This window comes from Pseudomonas sp. GM74, assembly GCF_000282455.1.
Lineage (GTDB): Bacteria > Pseudomonadota > Gammaproteobacteria > Pseudomonadales > Pseudomonadaceae > Aquipseudomonas.
In genome coordinates this window covers 72,547-90,520 of the sequence record NZ_AKJG01000046.1, presented here as the reverse complement: position 1 = coordinate 90,520, position 17,974 = coordinate 72,547, and the positions used below count along the sequence as shown (strand labels likewise).

At 60.0% G+C, this 17,974-nt stretch carries 6 protein-coding genes; 3 read left to right on the top strand and 3 right to left on the bottom strand.

Annotated elements, in window-relative coordinates; genetic code table 11:
* Positions 1 to 23: 23 nt before the first annotated feature.
* The 3 genes from PMI34_RS17925 to PMI34_RS17930 form a co-directional block, all read right to left on the bottom strand.
* Positions 24 to 671, bottom strand: coding sequence for a hypothetical protein (locus tag PMI34_RS17925; protein ID WP_008048865.1), 648 nt, complete (start codon positions 669 to 671; stop codon positions 24 to 26).
* A gap of 686 nt (positions 672 to 1,357) precedes the next feature.
* Complete coding sequence (locus PMI34_RS28745; protein WP_032829542.1) at positions 1,358 to 1,933, bottom strand: hypothetical protein; 576 nt, start codon at positions 1,931 to 1,933, stop codon at positions 1,358 to 1,360.
* Positions 1,934 to 2,118: 185 nt separating this feature from the next.
* Positions 2,119 to 12,753, bottom strand: a complete 10,635-nt coding sequence (locus PMI34_RS17930) for a peroxidase family protein (protein WP_008048859.1) — start codon at positions 12,751 to 12,753, stop codon at positions 2,119 to 2,121.
* A 671-nt stretch (positions 12,754 to 13,424) separates the two neighbouring features.
* Here PMI34_RS17930 and PMI34_RS17935 point away from each other — a divergent pair.
* The 3 genes from PMI34_RS17935 to PMI34_RS17945 are packed head-to-tail and all read left to right on the top strand — an operon-like array spanning position 13,425 to position 17,838.
* Entirely contained in the window at positions 13,425 to 15,161 is a 1,737-nt protein-coding gene (locus PMI34_RS17935) for a type I secretion system permease/ATPase (RefSeq protein WP_008048858.1), read from the top strand.
* A 6-nt stretch (positions 15,162 to 15,167) separates the two neighbouring features.
* Positions 15,168 to 16,508 (top strand): HlyD family type I secretion periplasmic adaptor subunit, encoded by a 1,341-nt coding sequence (locus PMI34_RS17940; protein ID WP_008048857.1) that lies wholly within the window; start codon positions 15,168 to 15,170, stop codon positions 16,506 to 16,508.
* Position 16,509: 1 nt separating this feature from the next.
* Positions 16,510 to 17,838 (top strand): TolC family outer membrane protein, encoded by a 1,329-nt coding sequence (locus PMI34_RS17945; RefSeq protein ID WP_008048856.1) that lies wholly within the window; start codon positions 16,510 to 16,512, stop codon positions 17,836 to 17,838.
* The last annotated feature ends 136 nt before the right edge of the window (positions 17,839 to 17,974 follow it).

Sequence of the window (17,974 nt, the reverse complement as noted above, 5' to 3'; positions counted from 1 at the left end):
CAGGATTTACCCGCAGTATGGGCCTAGCATGCGCTTGCTACGGCCCGCGCAGGCGCAACGTAGTCATGCTGTTGTTTTGCTCGCTGGGTCAACACCAGCATCGTCAGGAACCCCAGCAAAATCAGTAGCGGATAAGCCATCAACAGTTCGGAAAGGGAATACTTCCAGGCCAAGGGGCGCCCGACTCCCAGCATGGCGGCATACATCCAGGACACTGCCGACAGCGACCCGCAGGCCAACGCCAGCATCCGTGCACTGAATCCGAGCTTGAGCAAGGAGCCTGCCTTTTGCAGGGCTGGCAGTACCAGGCGATGCAACAGGACGCCGTTGTAACTGAGCAATGCCACAATAATGACTTTGGCCTGAAGCTTTGGATTCAAAAAGTAATCGGCTCCTTTATCCAGGTAATCAATACCGACGACAGCGACCCCCGTTACCCACAGCGCTATTAGTGCAACGATGACAGACTTCTGAAGACTTTCCATGTGAGCATTATCATGCTCAGTGAATACTTTCCGTTTTAGAAGGTCCCTGACCATCGCAACATCACTGGTCAGCACCAAACCAATGGCCACACAACACGCCACCAAATGAACGTAAATAACGCCCAGACGCAAAAACTCCAGGAATTCCTTATTTTCCAGCAGACTCATAATGGTATTTATCGCCACGGTATTTTCTCCACCTTATTCGAGAGTACGGATCGACCACTTGACAGAATCTTCAATTATTAAAAATCCTGTACGACCTTACTTCTAAAAGATAAGCCAAATCATGGACTCGGCGCTGTCAACCTCATTGACTCACTTGGCGAATCAATGACCGGCTGGTTTATTGCCTCCTTGAGTTTCAGATAAAATCCCCCCATTTGCTTTCACTGCATTTGAGATTCCATTTCCACTTCTTTTTTTGCAATCGCGGAGGCAGGTCATGGCTGACGTGCTCAAGGATCAGAGGCCGCAGACGCTGCAATGTTCATTTTTCGCACAAACCACCGACAAACGGTGCATAGCGAAAGTTCGTCTGACGCGACAGCAAGGAGTCAACTTCCGCGCTATTGCCCACGACAACGGGTCTGCTTGACTAGATGCACTTCGACAATTGCAAATTGGATCCGCTAGTTGTTATACATCTCACAACTCACGCAATAGCGAGCGACTCTCATCCAGAGCAAACTCCAACTGCGGATTTCACGGTGATCCAGCCACCCTTTCAGGTAGACGGCAACGCAGGATTAACTGAAACAAACAGGATGCCAATCAAGTCAGTTAATTGTCAGCGAATAAAACTGTGCACGGTCAAACCACATCGAATGGAAAGTACATTGAAACGGCATACCCGCCAGTTGTGGTCACGCTCAAAACCCGAAGTAGATAAATGCCGTAGCTGCCACGATACCCCATGCAACCAACGCCATTACCGTTGAATTTTGCGTCGACCAGGATTCGTCCAATCGCTGCAAGCCGAACTTCGAAAATCCGGCCTGGTCATAACAGTAATGCATGATCGCCCGGTAGGTATATCGCAGACCGACCAACAGAAACAGGGTAATCAGGCCAAGGACAAGTGCATGCCTGAAAGCCGGTTTAACCAATGGCGCAAGGTGATCCTGTTCGCAAGCAACGCTATCGACTTCCACAACGGTTATTCGCTGATAGCCCGCCGAAGACCGCTGTTGGCCAATCTGGATCACCGCCTGTTGCTCCAGATCCAGCGCCTGGTACTTCCAGAGCGTTGATGATCCCTCCCGGCAGTAGGTAAACGCAGCAGGACTTGAGACGGCGATAATACAGGCGTCGTTGATGCCCATTTCCTTGAGCGTTTGCGTGGCTGATCTGGTGAAGTCCAGGTCGAAGAGCGGAGTGACCCCACTGGCAGATGCCGCGACCGAAACCAATAAGCTGCTCAAGAGGCAGATGGCTGAAATGTTCAAGGCCGGGTTTCCTTTTTCCATTGATTCTTTGATTTCGCAGTTCGGTTCCAACCTGCCTAGATGAGTTCCAGTACGCTGCTGGCACCCCGATAGCTAATGGGCAATCGAATGGAAGGAGAAAGGGAGGGCATCCATTGCCCTCCCCTCCGCTGTCCACGCTCCCTGCGACAGTACTGACCAGGACCTCAAGTGGCCAGAATGAAGTCCGTCTGATCAACGGCCGCGCTGGCGACACCCACAAGGCGGATGGAGTCCGCCCCGATCCCCAGCATCGTGTCCGCCCCGTCGGTCGTTATGCTCACGTTGGCCGCGAACGTCGCACTGGTGATCCCCAGCCCCGCGATGTTGATCAAGTCGTGCCCTGCGACCAGATTGGCTCCGAATCCAAAGATCGCATCGGTGCCGAAACCCGCGGCAGCAAACATGAAGGTATCGTTGCCGGCGGTACCGGTACTCAACAGGTCGTTACCACCACCACCGGTGAGCACGTCGTTACCCGCACCACCCACGATCGTGTTGTTGAGCCCGTTACCCGTGCCCGCGAAGTTGCCGCTGCCGCCGAAGAACAGACTCTCGACATTGGCACCCAGGGTGTAGCTCGAGAGCGAGGTCCAGACCGTATCGTTACCACCACCGGCGGACTCGGTCACCACGTCTCCAAGGTCGGTGACTTCGTAGACATCGTTGCCGGCACCGCCGGCCATCGTGTCGGAACCTGAGCTACCGATGATGACGTCGTTACCTGCACCGCCCACAAGCGTGTTGGCGAGCCCGTTACCGGTGCCCCTGAAGTTGCCGCTACCGCCGAAATACAGATTGTCGACGTTGGCGCCCAGGGCGTAGTTCACGAGCGAGGTCCAGACCGTATCGCTACCGGCGCCGGCAAGCTCGGTCACCACGTCTCCAAGGTCGGTGACTTCGTAGACATCGTTGCCGGCACCGCCGGCCATCGTGTCGGCACTTCCGCCACCTCTGATGACGTCGTTACCCGCACCACCCACGACCGTGTTGGCCAGCGCATTACCGGTACCCGTGAAGTTGCCGCTGCCGCCGAAATACAGATTGTCGACGTTGGCACCCAGGGTGTAGTTCGCGAGCGAGGTCCAGACCGTATCGTTGCCGCCACCGGCGAGCTCGGTCACAACGTCTCCAAGGTCGGTGACCTCGTAGACATCGTTGCCGGCACCGCCGACCATCGTGTCGGCACTACCGCCACCTCTGATGACATCGTTACCCGCACCACCCGCGATCGTGTTGGCCAGCGCATTACCGGTACCCGCGAAGTTGCCGCTACCGCCGAAATACAGATTCTCGACGTTGGCACCCAGGGTGTAGCTCGCGAGCGAGGTCCAGATCGTGTCGCTGCCGCCACCGGCGAGTTCGGTCACTACGTCCCCAACGGAGGTAACTTCGTAGATATCGTTGCCAGTACCGCCGGCCATCGTATCGTTACCGTTACCACCGATGAGAATGTCATTGCCCGCGTCACCATTGATGATGTCGTTGCCACCCATGCCGTTCATGATGTCGTTGCCATCACCTCCGCTGGCCACATCATTGCCTGCCGTGCCGATCCATGTGTCGACACCGACGGTACCGGCAAACACCGTACCGACGAGCACCGGGGCCGTGGCGTCGGATGCGATGCTTTCGGACACACCGAAGTCATCCACGAAACTGACCACCACGCGCACCTGATCGCCGACCTGAGCCTGGCCAAGCGTGAACGTGCTACCGGTGGCTCCTGGGATGTTGACGAAGCTGACTCCGTTGGTCTCCTGCCACTGGAAGGTGAACTGCGGATTGCTGAGGCCATCGACGTCGACGAGGGTCGACAGGTTGGCGGTCAGCACTTCGTTCAAAAACGCAAACCCAAGGATGCCCGGCCCGGCAATCGGTGCGTTGTTCGCCGACGAGTCGACGATCTCCAGCGTCCCAATGGCATCCTGATACACCGCCCGAACGCGGATGTTCAGACCGGCGACATCGTCCGCCACCATATAGGTGGCGCCGGTCGCCCGCGAAGCCTCGCCTGCGGCGATAAAGGTGATGTCCTCAAAGATGCCCGAACCCGGGACGTTTTCGACCTGCCAGTAGTAAGACACGGGCCCGGTAATCGCGCCGGTCACATTGGCCACACCCTCGTTGTTGGCGTCGCGTATCGACTGGCTGCTGACGCGCAGCAGCTGGCCGGCGACAGGCGCATCGACACGCGCACCGGTGGTAGCATCGAGGATCGCCAGACGCCCCACAGGAGCGCTGTTCGTGACGGTGCCAACACCGGAGGCCTGCGTCTGGTCAGCGAACTGCAGGCGCTCGATGCCCGTCAGGCGATCGACGCCATCACGCCCTGCAACCAGATCGGTCACGATGACAGCGTTGCCATCGACAGCAACTGTGTACTCCGACGCATTACCGGAGAACACCGCAGTGTCGAAGTTGTCCGTGCCGGTCAGAATCTCCCGCACGATGACCAGTTGGCCCGGGTTGTAGGTACCGTTGAGCATCAACGGTACCAGTGGTTCCATGCTGTTGAACGTGGCGATCTCCGCGCCGCTTCCATCAGCATTCGCCCGTACGCTGATGCGCACGTTCAGCCACTTGTCACCATCGATGATGTCGTCACCGCCGCGGCCTTCGATGAGGTCGCTGCCGCTACCACCGAGAATGATGTTGCCACCGTCGAAGAACGTCGCTCCGGCTGGCAACAGACCCGCCAGACCGTTGATCAGGCTGATGTTGGTCAGCACACTGCCGGTAGCACCCGCAGTAGGCAGCGATGTTGCATCTTCGTTATCACCGCGCAGGAAGTCACCGTGGGACGACCCCGACAGGCCTTCCATGATGTCGAAACGCACCAGCGCCGAAGCGCCCGAACCCGGCATCGGTGGCACATCGAAGAAGCGGTCGCTGAAATCGACGCTCACGCCCTGGGCGAGATCCTTGAAGGTCGCCCAGTCATAGCCCGAGCCGCCGATATAGCGGTCACCAAAGCCGAGACTGCCGACCATGATGTCATCACCGCCTTCGCCGTTGAACTTATCGTTCTCGTTACCGCCGATGTAGACATCGTGACCGATGACCGGGTCGTTGCCGAGCGGGTCGAAGTTGTCGCCAGGCGCACCGTCCGAGGTGCCCTTCTCGATCCAGTCGTCGCCTTCGTTACCCATGTCCTGTTCGTTGGCTTTGCTGCCCAGGATGAAGTCGTTGCCCTGGCCACCAATGGCTTCGGAGGCGTCCTCACCGGTAATGATGAAGTCGTTGCCGAACCCGCCAATGAGCAGGTTGACGCCGTTGCCTCCGTGCAGCACGTCGTTGCCGTCGCCACCCTGGAGGTTATCGTCGCCGCCGGTGTCGGTGATGATGTCGTCGCCGGCACCACCGCGCAACTGGTCGTTACCGTCACCGCCTTCGATGCGATCGTTGCCGCCATCACCCCAGACCGTGTCGTCGCCTTCACTGGAGACGAGGATGTCTGCACCCTCGGTGCCACCCAGCACGATGTGCTCGTCACCACTGTAGCGAATGTAGTTGGTGTCCGGCCCCACGGTCAGCGGGTTGTCGCGGAACACCACCTGCTCGCCGTTCGGACCGAGCGGATCGGCGGTGAGCAGACCTTCGTTGAATTGCCTGCCCTGGTCCACTTCCAGATAGAACCCAGGGTCCGAGAACACCAGGCCCGGCAAGTGCGTGGCCGAGGTGTTGGCCATGATCAGCTTGGCGAACGAGTTGCTTTCAAGCTCGGCATTCATCGTCAGGCCAGCGGTACGCTCCAGGTAGTAGAAGCGGTCGCCGTCCTGCAGTTTTTCCAGCTGGTTCTCGAACACGAAGTTGAAGGTCGAGCCGAGCATGCCGCCGAACGGGGTTTTCTGTTCGGCCAGGCCGCCGATCCAGAGGTCGATGGCATCGACACCCGTGATCGTCACGTTCCTCAGGTCGTCGGCAGTACCCAGTACCCCATCGCTACCGGCCAGCGTTACGTTGGCAAAAGCACCGGTGCTGTTGAGGAAGTCCAGGCGGTCAGCCGGCGCCCCCACACCACCGAATACCAGCGCCAGAGCTGCAGCGCGTTTGCCTTCCAGCGTGGTCGCCGCCGTGATCGTGTCATGCGTGCCATAGGCCGCGATGAAGTTGATCAACGACTCCGGATGTTTGAGGTACTGCACCAGATCGACCCAGCTGGTGTACGGCTTGAGTTGGGTATCACCGGTCTGGCTGTAGATGTCGCGGCGGATCGCGTTGAGTGAGGGAATCCCCACGTCGCGGCCACGGGCGATGTTGATCGCCGGCAGGTCGAGCGGCAGGCCGAGCAGGTTATTGCGCAGCGCCTCGGTGACGAACTCGTCGATTTCGTTACCGGCTTGCCGGGTCACCCCACGTATGATCGCACTGGTCGCATCCTCTGGCGACACGCCACTGGCGGCGTACGCCAACGGGTTGAGGAACGCCGCGATCAAGCCCAGTTGCTGATCGGGATTAGCGCTGGCCGGATCGCCTACCACGTTGAAATCGATATCGAAGCGATCGACGGTCTCGGTCAGCATCGAGTGGCCAAACCGGTACACGGTATGGGCGAACTCGGCGACGATCGAGGCATCGAGGTCGACGTCATAGACCTGGGTCGGTGCGAAGAACAGGTCGATGTTGGGCTGGATGGTCCGCGCAAACTCCTCGAACACCAGGTGCTGATACTGCATCTCGGTGCCGAACTTGGCAGCCTGGAACAGCCGTTCACCATTCCAAAGCAGCGCATCGAACTCAGCTTGGGTAGTTGGCAACGCGGTCACCGGAGTCAGCAGCCACTCGTTAAGGAAGGCTAAGTCACCCGAATCGAGCACGGTGTCCTTGGTCTGCTGGACCAGGCGATTGTGTTCGGAGTGGAAGATCGCATGCACCGCGGTCAGGCCGATGTTCTCGTTGACCCGGCCGTCGCCAGCCATGTAGTGAGCGTCGAGCAGTTCATTGTCATAGGTGAGGTTATTGCCCCCCGGGCCAACGGGCTGCGCATTGCCGACAGCCGTGTCGGCATCCGCCTGCAGAACCCCGCCGACGATTACCGGCACGGCATTGTGGGCGATGTCGACGAGGAACTGGTGACCGGTGCGCACAGCATTGGTCAGGTTAAGGGGAGCAAGCGGATTGCCTTCGACAAGGACATCATCAGCCGTGCCACCAATACCGTCATTCCCTGTCATCACCACCATCGGGAAGCCGTTCGGCCCTTTGATGAAGTTGCCATAGGCGTCAGTCGCCAACAGCGGGGCGTTGTCGGCATCGGCATCGGTAAGGTTGATACCCAGGATGTCGCGGGCTTGCGCCTTGACCACCTTCCAGGTCGCCATGCCACCAATTTCGACGTCGTCCGCGGTACCAAACGTGCCATCCACACCCAGATCACGGTTGGTGATCAGCCTGCCGGTCGCTACGGGGCCGCTGTCGGTCATCTGATAAGCGCGCAGGAACACCTGGTGCGACGGATGCGAGCTATAGGTCTGGTTCTGGTCCACGAACGGCGAGGTGGTATTGGTGTGCTCATGGATGTCGTCGGCCGTGCCAAGAACGCCATCCGCCCCTGGCTGGTTGGTCGCGCGGGTCAGCACCATGAAGTTCGTCGGGCTACCTGGGACAAAGAGTGGATCATCCGGCTGAAGCGGAATGAAGACGGTGCCCGAACCACCTTTGGTGACCAGGTCCAGACCATGATCGAAGAACTGCCCGAAGAAGGTCATCCAGGCGTTGAACGGCGCAGACAATCCCGCATCCGCCGTGGTGTTCTCGAAGAAGTACACATCGTGATCATCGGCAGTACCGAACTGACCATCCAGTCCGGGGCTGGCAACAATCTGTACGCCTTCCTTGAGCACGTCGTCGTTACCCACCGCGCCGAAGTTGAGCACACCGTCCAGGCCCGGGTCGAAAGCCGTGGCATAGGCCGCCGGGTTGTTTGCCGTCTGATCGACGATCAGGTTGCTGATGGTGCGCGGCTGCGAGTCAATCACAAGGCCGTTGCTCTGCGTATACGACGTTCCCCCTTCCGCCGGATTGAAGACCGGATCGGTCAAGCGCGGAAAGAGGTTATCGGCGGCACCAAACTCGGTGTGATTGTTGCCGTTGAGGTTCATCAGGTTGTTGTTCGACCCGTCGACCGTGCGCAGCCCCAGCGGTGCGCGGATATTCGGGATCAGCGAGAGGATGTCCTGACCGGCCGCATCCGCCTCGGCAATCCTGATCTGGTCAAGGATGAAGTTGAGGTCGGAGCGGACCATGTGCAGGCCCGCGCCACCCGCAGTGGCATCGACTACAGGTACCTGCGCCGTTGGCGTAACCGGTGCACCGGCAACGACGGCAGCCGTCGGCGTGGAGAACAGGATCTCCGTGGTGCCGTGACCGTCCTGATAGATCGCCTTGACCCGCAACGACAACCCGGCGAGGTCAGGAGAGACCTTGAACGCCGTACCGTCGGCGCTTTGGAACGCCAGGTCGCCAGCGGGCAACAGAATGATGTCCTCGAATACGCCAGTGCCTGGATCGGCCTCGAACTGCCAGATGTAGGACACCGAGCTGTTGGTAATGAACCCCTGTGGATTACCCGGCGTGACGTTGTTGGCATCACGCACCCCGACCACGCTGACCGTCAGCGTGTCGCCCACTGTTATCGCCCCGCCGTTTCCATCCGAAACGGTAGGACTGCCAACCGGTTGTGCGTTCAGCCCCGGTACCAGCACTTGCTGGCCATCGGCGAATTGCAGGCGTTCGATATTCAGCAGGGTATCGATGCCGTCGCGACCTGCGACGCTATCCGCCACTGTCCAGACATCGTCCGTCACATCGTTCGTGCCACGGTCGTCGACCGTCACCGCATAGTCGGCCTCAACCCCGGAGTAAATGGCAGTGTCGAAGGCCGCCCCGCCAGTCGAGGTGCCGGGCATGATTTCCCGCACGGCCTTGAGCTGACCAGGGTTATAGGTGCGGTCCAGCATGAGCGGGATCATATCGACCATGCTGTCGAAGGAGTCGATTTCGGGACCGGTATGGTCGACGTCGCCGACGGCATAAACCGCAATCCTGACGTTGATCCATTTGTCGCCATCGATCAGATCGTCGCCACCGCGGCCTTCGATCAGGTCACTGCCATCACCGCCGAGGATGATGTTGCCAGTGGCAAAGCCGGTGACCGGCAATCCGGCATCGGCCAGGAACTGGTCCAGGCCGCGGATCAACGCGACATTGGTCAGCGCACTGCCCGTGGTGCCGCCGTGGTTGATGATGGTGTCCGCATCGACATCATCGCCCCTGAGTACATCGCCGAAACTCGAACCGGACAAGCCTTCGACCTCGGCAAAACGGTCGAGAATCGAGGCTGGCGAGGCACCGACCGGATTGAATATGCCGGCATTCTGGTTTGGTGTATTGCCGTGGGGCTGAGCCAGCGCGGCCATGCTCAGGTCAGCGGTCACGCCGACCCGATCATTCTTGTAGCTGATCCAGTCGAAACCGGACATGCCGTCCATCTTGTCCTGGGCATCGCTGCCGATAAAGATGTCATCGCCGCCCTCGCCGATCATTTCGTCGAAACCGCCACCACCAATAAAGATGTCGTTGCCGATCACATCGTCATTGAGCAGCGGCGAGAAGTTATCGCCAGGTGCACCGTCCTGGGTGCCCTTCTCGATCCAGTCGTCACCTTCGTTACCGGTAGGTGGCAGGTTGGTCTTGGCACCGAGGATGAAGTCGTCGCCCTGACCGCCGAAGGTGGTAGTGATGTCTTCGGTGGTGATGATGAAGTCCTGGCCGTCGCCACCCAGGACCAGGTTGCCGCCAACAAGCATGCTGCCGACCACGATCACATCGTTACCGTCGTTACCTTCCAGACGGTTGTCGCCGAACGAGTCGCTGATGATGTCATCGCCATCGCCGCCCAGTACCGCATCGTTACCGGCACCGCCTTCGAGGAGGTCGTTACCGGCGTCACCGTAAATGGTGTCATCGCCTTCACCGGAAATGATGATGTCATTGCCGGCGGTGCCGCCCATGACGATATGGTCTTCACCGGTGTACTTCAGATAATTGGCGTCCGGCCCCACAGTGTCGGGGTTATCGCGAATCACCAGGGGCACGACTTCCACGCCGTTGATCATGATGCCGCCGGTCGGATCGGCGCGGCCATCCACGCCAAGGCCGGTGAACTGAGAGGCCTGATTCACTTCGAGGGTGAACGTCGGCGTCAGGAACACGGTGTTCGACAGGTGGGTGACATCGGTGTTGAGCATGATCAGCTTGGCAAAGGAGTTGTTCTCCAACTCGGTGCCGAAGTTCAGGCCCGCGGTACGCGACAGATAGTAGAAGCGGTCGCCGTTCTGCAACGCCTCCATCTGGGTTTCAAACACGAAGTTGAACGTCGAGCCGAGCATGCCGCCGAACGGCATCTTCTGTTCGGCGAGGCCACCGACCCAGAAGTCGATGTCGTCGACGCCCGTGACCGTCACACCGGTCACGTCATCTGCAGTACCCAGTACCCCATCCGCACCGGCCTGCGTTACGTTGGCATAAGCACCGGTGCTGTTGAGGAAGTCCAGACGGTCAGCCGGCGAACCCACGCCACCCAATACCAGCGCCAGGGCTGCAGCGCGTTTGTCTGCCAGTGTGAGCGCCGCGGTGATCGTGCTATGCGTACCATAGGCCGCGATGAAGTTTACCAGCGACTCGGGATGCTTGAGGCTGTCCGCCAGGTCAGCCCAGCTGATGTACGGCTTGAGTTGGCTGTCGCCGGTGGATGCGTAGAACTCACGGCGCGCTTCATTCAAGGTGGGGATGCCCGTGTCGCGACCACGTGCCAGGTTCAGGGTCGGCAAATCGAGCGGCAGACCGAGCAGGTTGTTGCGCAACGCTTCGGTGACGAACTCATCGAGTTCGTTGCCGACCTGCCGGGTCACACCACGAATGATCGCCCCTGCCGCCTGGTCCGCAGTCACCCCGCTGCTGGCAAATGCCAACGGGTTGAGGAAGGCTGCGATCAGACCCAGTTGCGAGTCCGGGTTGGTCGGGTCAGTGAGCAGCGGATTGAACGCAGGGTCGAAGCGATCGACGGTCTCGGTCAACATCGAGTGACCGAAGCGGTACACCACGTGGGCGAACTCGGCGAGGATTGCCGGGTTGATCGAGGTGTCATAGCCGTTGGGCGCTAGGAACTCGTCGACCTGTGGCTGAATGGTCCGCGCGAACTCCTCGAACACCAGGTGCTGGTACTGCATCTCGGTGCCGAACTTGGCGGCCTGGAACAGGCGTTCGCCATCCCACACCAATGCCGCGATCCCGGCAGGTGTAGTCGGTATTGCAGCCACGTCGTCCACCAGCCACTCATTGAGGAAGGCCAGGTCGCCGGAGGCCAGGATAGTGTCCTTCGATTGCTGGACCAGGCGGTTGTGCTCGGAGTGGAACACATGGTGCACGGTGGTCAGGCCAATGTTCTCGTTCGCCCGGCCATCGCCGGCAATGTAGTGGGCGTCGAGCAGTTCGTTGTCATAGGTCAGGTTGTTGCCGCCAGGGCCAACGGGCTGCGCATTGCCGACAGCGATGTCGGCATCCGCCTGCAGAACCCCGCCGACGACGACCGGCGCGGCATTGTGGGCGATGTCGTCGAGGAAGCCATGTCCGGTACTCACGGCGTTGGTCAGACTGATCGGAGCTGCCCGGTTGCCTTCGACCAGTTGCGTGACGTCGTCAGCCGTGCCGGCGATGCCGTCGGCACCGTTGCTGATACGAATCACCACCTGCGGCATGCCGTTCGGCCCGCGGATGAAGTTGCCGTACGCATCGGTTGCCAGTAATGGCACGTTGTGCACGTCGGCGTCGGTCAGGTTGATGCCCAGAATGTCACGGGCCTGGGCCTTGACCACTGCCCAGGTCGCCATGCCGCCATTCTCGCCGTCGCCATCATCGGCAGTGCCGAACAGGCCATCCGGGCCAAGGTCACGGTTGGTAATCAAACGCCCTGTTGCAACAGGATCACCGGCCGCATTGAGGACGTATTCACGCAGGAACACCTGATGCGAAGGGTGCGAACTGTAGGTCTGGCTCTGGTCGACGAACGGCGAAGTGGTGTTGGTCTGGCCATCATCGGTCGTGCCGACGACTCCGTCCGCGCCCGCGGTACGCACTGCACGTGACAGCACCATGAAGTTGGTCGGGCTGCCCGGTACGAACAACGGATCGTCCGGCTGCAGCGGAATGAACACGACGTCGGTCGCGCTCTTGGTGACCAGGTCGAGACCGTGGTCGAAGAACTGGCCGAAGAAGGTCATCCACGAGTTGAAGCTGGCGGTCAGGCCGACATCCGGCGACACGTTGGGAAAGAAGAACACATCCTTGTCATCGGCCGTGCCGAACACGCCATCGAGCCCGGGGCTGGTGACTATCTGTACGCCTTCCTTGAGCACGTCGTCATTACCCACCGCGCCGAAGTTGAGCACACCGTCCAGGCCTGGATCGAACGCTGAGGCATAGGCCGCCGGGTTGTTGGCGGTCTGGTCGACGACCAGGTTACTGATAATCCGTGGTTGCGGGTCGACCACCGTCCCTGTTCCGGCGTATTGCGGCGATAGAAAGGAAGGATCGAGCAGGCGCGGGAAGGGATTGTCCGCTGCGCCAAATTCACTCTGACCGGTGACCAGGTTATTAAAGCTGCCATCAACGGTACGCAGGCCGAACGGCACCTGAGTGTTGGGAAGCAAATCAATGAGGCTGGCGCCGTCGGCGTTCGCTTCCGCGATAAAGATTTGCTTGAGGATGAACTCCAGGTCCGACTTGCTGAAATTGGCCATTTTGGATTGCCCTCGATTTGTCTGGGTAAAGGCGCGGGACGAGAAAATCCTCCCGCGCCAAGTCAAGTGCTGGCTTGCGCAGTTTGTTGGTTGTGTTTTTTTGCGAGAGCTGGCGTTACCCGGGACCCGGGATCAGCGCCTGGAATTCGCTATATGAATTGCTCGCCGGGCGTTCAGGCAGAGCGGATTCGAGCCCTGGGCGGGCCATGGAATCTGGAAGTGAAGGCAAACGTTCTGGAAAGCCCCTTCCCTCTGCAAAAGAACGAAATGATCGACATATTTCTGCTCCTCTCGGGAAAATCACCGCGCCTTGCACTGCCAAAGCGATGGCAGGCTTCAGGCGGGCGGGCCCCCCGATAACTAAGACTAAAGTTCCATAGCAAATCTTTGTCAATATTCCGTCGTTAAAACAGACGACTGGTGGCAGGCATCCCAACTAGCTGTTTTTAAAAGACATATAGAAAGTTGCGCGTTGGTATAGAGCGAAATGTTATTTCGGAGTGTTTAACCGCCACCTACGCTGCTGCATAAGGGAGCAACGCAGCGATTTCGGAAGACTCGCCATCCATAGAGCGACCAGCCTGCGTGTCCATAAGTTGTTTATGGGACTACATTTACTGTTAGCTGCTGCGCCCCAAGGGCAATCGGCTTTTCGCAGTGGGAGGACCAACATGCCCAAGCAGTCGAACATCCGTTCCGAACTGGCCGACGCGCTCTTTCGCCTGCGCCGCAGTTTTTATTCGCTGGCGGCGTTCAGCGGTGTCATAAACGTCATGATGTTGACGCCAGCTATTTATATGCTGCAGGTCTACGATCGAGCCCTGGTCAGTCGCAACGTCACGACGCTGGCGATGTTGACGGTCCTGGTGGTGGGTCTGTTCCTGCTGATGTCCACGCTGGAAATGGTTCGCACCCGCGTACTGATCCGGGTCGGCAACTGCCTCGACATGGACCTCAACCGACGCATCTTCACCGCTGCATTCGAGCGCAACCTGAGCCGCGCCGGAGGTAACCCGGCCCAGGCCCTGCAAGACCTCTCCCAGGTCCGTCAGTTCGTCACCGGCAATTCCCTGTTCGCTTTCTTCGATGCACCGTGGACGCCGATCTATCTGTTGGTCGCCTATCTGATCCACCCGATACTCGGACTGATCACGCTGATCGGCTCGCTGATTCTGGTGGCCCTGGCCTGGCTCACCGAGAAGGCGACGCAGAAGCCGCTGGCCGACGCCAATCAGGCTGCCCTCTCATCCGCCCTGTACGCCAACAACAACCTGCGCAACGCCGAGGTCATAGAGGCCATGGGCATGCTGCCGTCGATCAGCAAGCGCTGGTTCCAAAGCCATTTGCGCATCCTGGAAATGCAGACCCTGGCCTCCGATCGCGCCGCCTTGATCAGCAGCACCGGGCGCTTCGTGCGGATCACTTTGCAGTCGTTGATCCTCGGCGCCGGTGCGCTGCTGGCGATCGAAGGCAAGATCACCCCGGGGATGATGATTGCCTGCTCGATCCTCACCGGCCGCGCACTGGGTCCGGTGGAACAGGTCATCGCGTCGTGGAAGCAATTGCTCGGCTGCCGCTCGGCCTGGGGCCGGCTCAACGAGATGCTGCAGGACTATCCGCGCCGGCCACCGAGCATGTCGCTGCAGCGACCAATGGGCATGCTGGCGGTTGAGAATGTGTATGCCGGTGCCCCGGCTACCAACAACACGATTCTGCGGGGCGTGAGCTTCAGCCTTGTCCCCGGCGAAAGCCTTGGCATTATCGGTCCGTCCGCCTCGGGTAAATCCACCCTCGCCCGCCTGCTGGTCGGCGTCTGGCCGGCGCAGGCCGGCAAGGTGCGCCTGGACGGTGCGGACATATTCAACTGGAACAAGGGCGAACTTGGCCCCTGGCTCGGCTATCTGCCACAGGACGTGGAGTTGTTCGAGGGCAATATCGCCGACAACATTGCGCGCTTTGGCGAAGTGGACAGCGAAGCGGTCATCCGCGCCGCCAAGATCACTGGCGTGCACGAGATGATCCTGCGTTTCCCGCAGGGTTACGACACCCGCCTGGGCACTGATGGCAGCCCGCTATCCGGCGGCCAGAAGCAACGCATCGCCCTGGCCCGCGCGCTGTATGGCGAGCCCAATCTGATCGTGCTGGACGAGCCGAACGCCAACCTCGACGACGTCGGCGAAAAGGCCTTGGTCGATGCCCTGGCCGAACTCAAGGGCCGTGGCGCGACCGTCATTCTGATTTCTCACCGTCCCAACGTACTCTGTGCCGTCGATAAGGTGCTGATGCTGCGCGACGGCGGCGTGCAGATGCTCGGCACGCGCGATGAAGTATTCGCAGCGCTGCGCAAGGCCAGTGTGATCCCTGCAGGCGCCTCGACTCCGCTGGCCTCCGTCAAAGCACGGGAGTGACCGATCATGCAAATGAGCCAACATACCGAGATGATTACAGCCGATTCCAGGAGCGTGGTAGACCTGGACGTCGGCAAACCCGCGCGGTGGGGCGTGTGGCTGGTGCTTGCCGGCTTCGGCGGCTTCCTCCTGTGGTCATGGCTGGCGCCGCTGGATGCCGGCGTGGTAGCGACAGGCACGGTCAAGGTCACCAGCAATCGCAAAGCCGTGCAGCATCTGAGCGGCGGCACCGTGGAGGCCATTCTCGTTCGCGAAGGCGATCTGGTGACAAAAGGCCAGGAGGTGGTCCGCCTCGACTCGTTGCGTGCCCTTGCCGAACAGGGTGCGGTCAGCGCCCAGTACATCGTCAGCAAGACGGTGGAAAACCGTCTGGAAGCGGAACGTGACGGCCGCGAGGTGGTGAACTTCGATCCTGAACTGCTCAAGCGCTTCAAGGATGACCACCGCCTGGAAGCCGCCATGGACCTGCAACAGCGTCTGCTCGACACCCGGCGCGCCGGTCTCGCCGGCGAGATCAGCATCCTGCAGGAGAACCTGGCGGCGTCGGCCGTGCAGCTCAAGGGCCTGCAGCAGGTCTACAGTGCCCGCGCCTCACAGATCAGTTTCCTCAACCAGGAACTGCAAGGCACCCGCGTGCTGACGGCCGAAGGCTATGTGCCGCGCAACCGCCTGCTTGAGCTGGAACGCAGTAATGCCGACCTCTCCGCCGGCCAGGCCGAGAACCTCAACAACATCGCCCGCGTGCGTAGCCAGACCACCGAAATCAAGCTGCGCATCCTGCAGCGCCAGCACGACTACCTGAAGGAAGTCGAATCGCAGTTGACGGAAACCGCCAAGGAAAACACCACCCTGGCCGACCGCTTGCGCGCGCTCGACTATGAAGTGACCCACACGGTGATTCGATCGCCGATCGATGGCATGGTCCAGGCTTTGAGCATCGCCACCGTCGGCGGGATCATTCAACCCGGCTTCAAGATCATGGAAATCGTTCCGGTCAACGAACCCTTGCAGGTCGACGCGATGATTCCTGTGCAGGCCATCGACAAAATGGTCCCCGGCCTGCCCGTGGACATTTCCTTCCCGGCCTTCAACCATGCCAAGACACCAAACATCCCCGGCCGTGTGATGACCATTTCCGCCGACCGCCTGATGGACGAGGAAAGCAAGCAGCCGTTCTATCTGGCCCAGGTGGAAGTCACCCCCGATGGCATGGGCCTGCTTGGCACCAATCACATTCGCCCCGGGATGCCCGCCAGCGTCACCATCAAGACCGGCGAACGCAATATGTTGAGCTATCTTCTTAAACCAATGCTCGAACGTGTGGACAGCTCATTCAAGGAACAATGAAATGGATCGTCATTGCCTGCTCTTCTGCCTGATGGGGTTGGCCTTGCCGGCCAACGCCATGGACCTCAAGCAAGCCTGGGATCTGTTGCAGTTCCAGGGGCCCATCTACCAGGCCGCCATGCATGAAAAAGAGGCCGGCGGGGAAAACCGCGCCATCGGCACGGCCGGCCTGCTACCGCAGATCAACGCCTCTGCCTACGACAACAAGGTCAACGGCACACAACGCCAGAGTGGCATCGAAAGGGATCTCGACTACGACTCCAAGGGCGCCAACGTGCGCCTGCGCCAGCCGCTGTTCAACAAACAGAAGATGGCCGAGTACCGCCAGGGTCAGCAGCGTGCCGACTACAGCAACGCGGTATTCGATGCCAAGAGCCAGGATGCCGCGGTGCGCTTGGCCGAAAGCTATTTCGACGTGCTCCTGGCCAGCGAAACCATCACCTTGGCCAAGTCCAAGCTGAACGCCTTTGAAGAGCAACTCGCTTCGGCGAAACGGCGCCTGGAACTGGGGGCCGGCACCGTCACCGACGTCGACGAATCGACCGCTCGCCGCGACCTCGCCGAAGCCGAACTGATCGAAGCCCAAGACAACCTGGTCAACGCGCGCCGCAAGCTCGAGGAATACATCGGTGAAACCCCCGAATCCCTGACCACCTTGCGTCCGAGTTTCGATACACCACCGCTGGTACCAAGCAACCTGCAGGACTGGCTGGTCAAAGCCCAGGTCGATAGCCCATTGCTCCATGCGCGCCGTTACAGTCGCGACCTCGCCGAAGAAGAAGTGAACCGCGCCAGGGCCGGCCATTGGCCAACCCTGGATTTCGTTGCCGGCTACACCGCGGGTGAGAGCCAATCCCTCTCCGAACTGAATCAACGCAACCGCTACGGTTCGATCGGACTGGAAGTCAACATCCCGATATTCGCCGGTGGCGGCGTCAGCGCGTTGACACGCCAGGCCAGTGCCAATAGCGACAAGGCCACGGACGAACTCGACGCCGCACGACAGGAGGTCATCACCGGAACCACCCGCGAGTATCAAGGCATCCTGAGCGGCGCCAAACGCATTCGTGCGCTGGAGAAGGCCGTGGCGTCCAACGAGCGCTCACTGGCATCGTCACGCAAGGGCTTCAAGGAAGGCGGCACCAGCACCAACTCGGATGTCCTCAATGCAGAAGAACTGCTCTTCGTTGCGCGCCACGATCTGTTCGATGCCAAGCTGCGCTATTTGATGTCGCGCCTGCGCCTGGCCTCTTCGGTGGGCAGCCTGGGCGACGACGATATTGACCAGATCAACAACTACCTCGGCCCGGAACTGCTGGTCACCAAATAACGTTCACCTGCCGGCCGGTCGCGCCAAATGATGGCTGACCGGCCCCCTCCTCCCATGATCCCCACCAAGCCATTCATTACCGCGCCTTCACGCAGAAAGGCAGCCGCCAGAGAAATAAACAGTCACCGCTGAAATT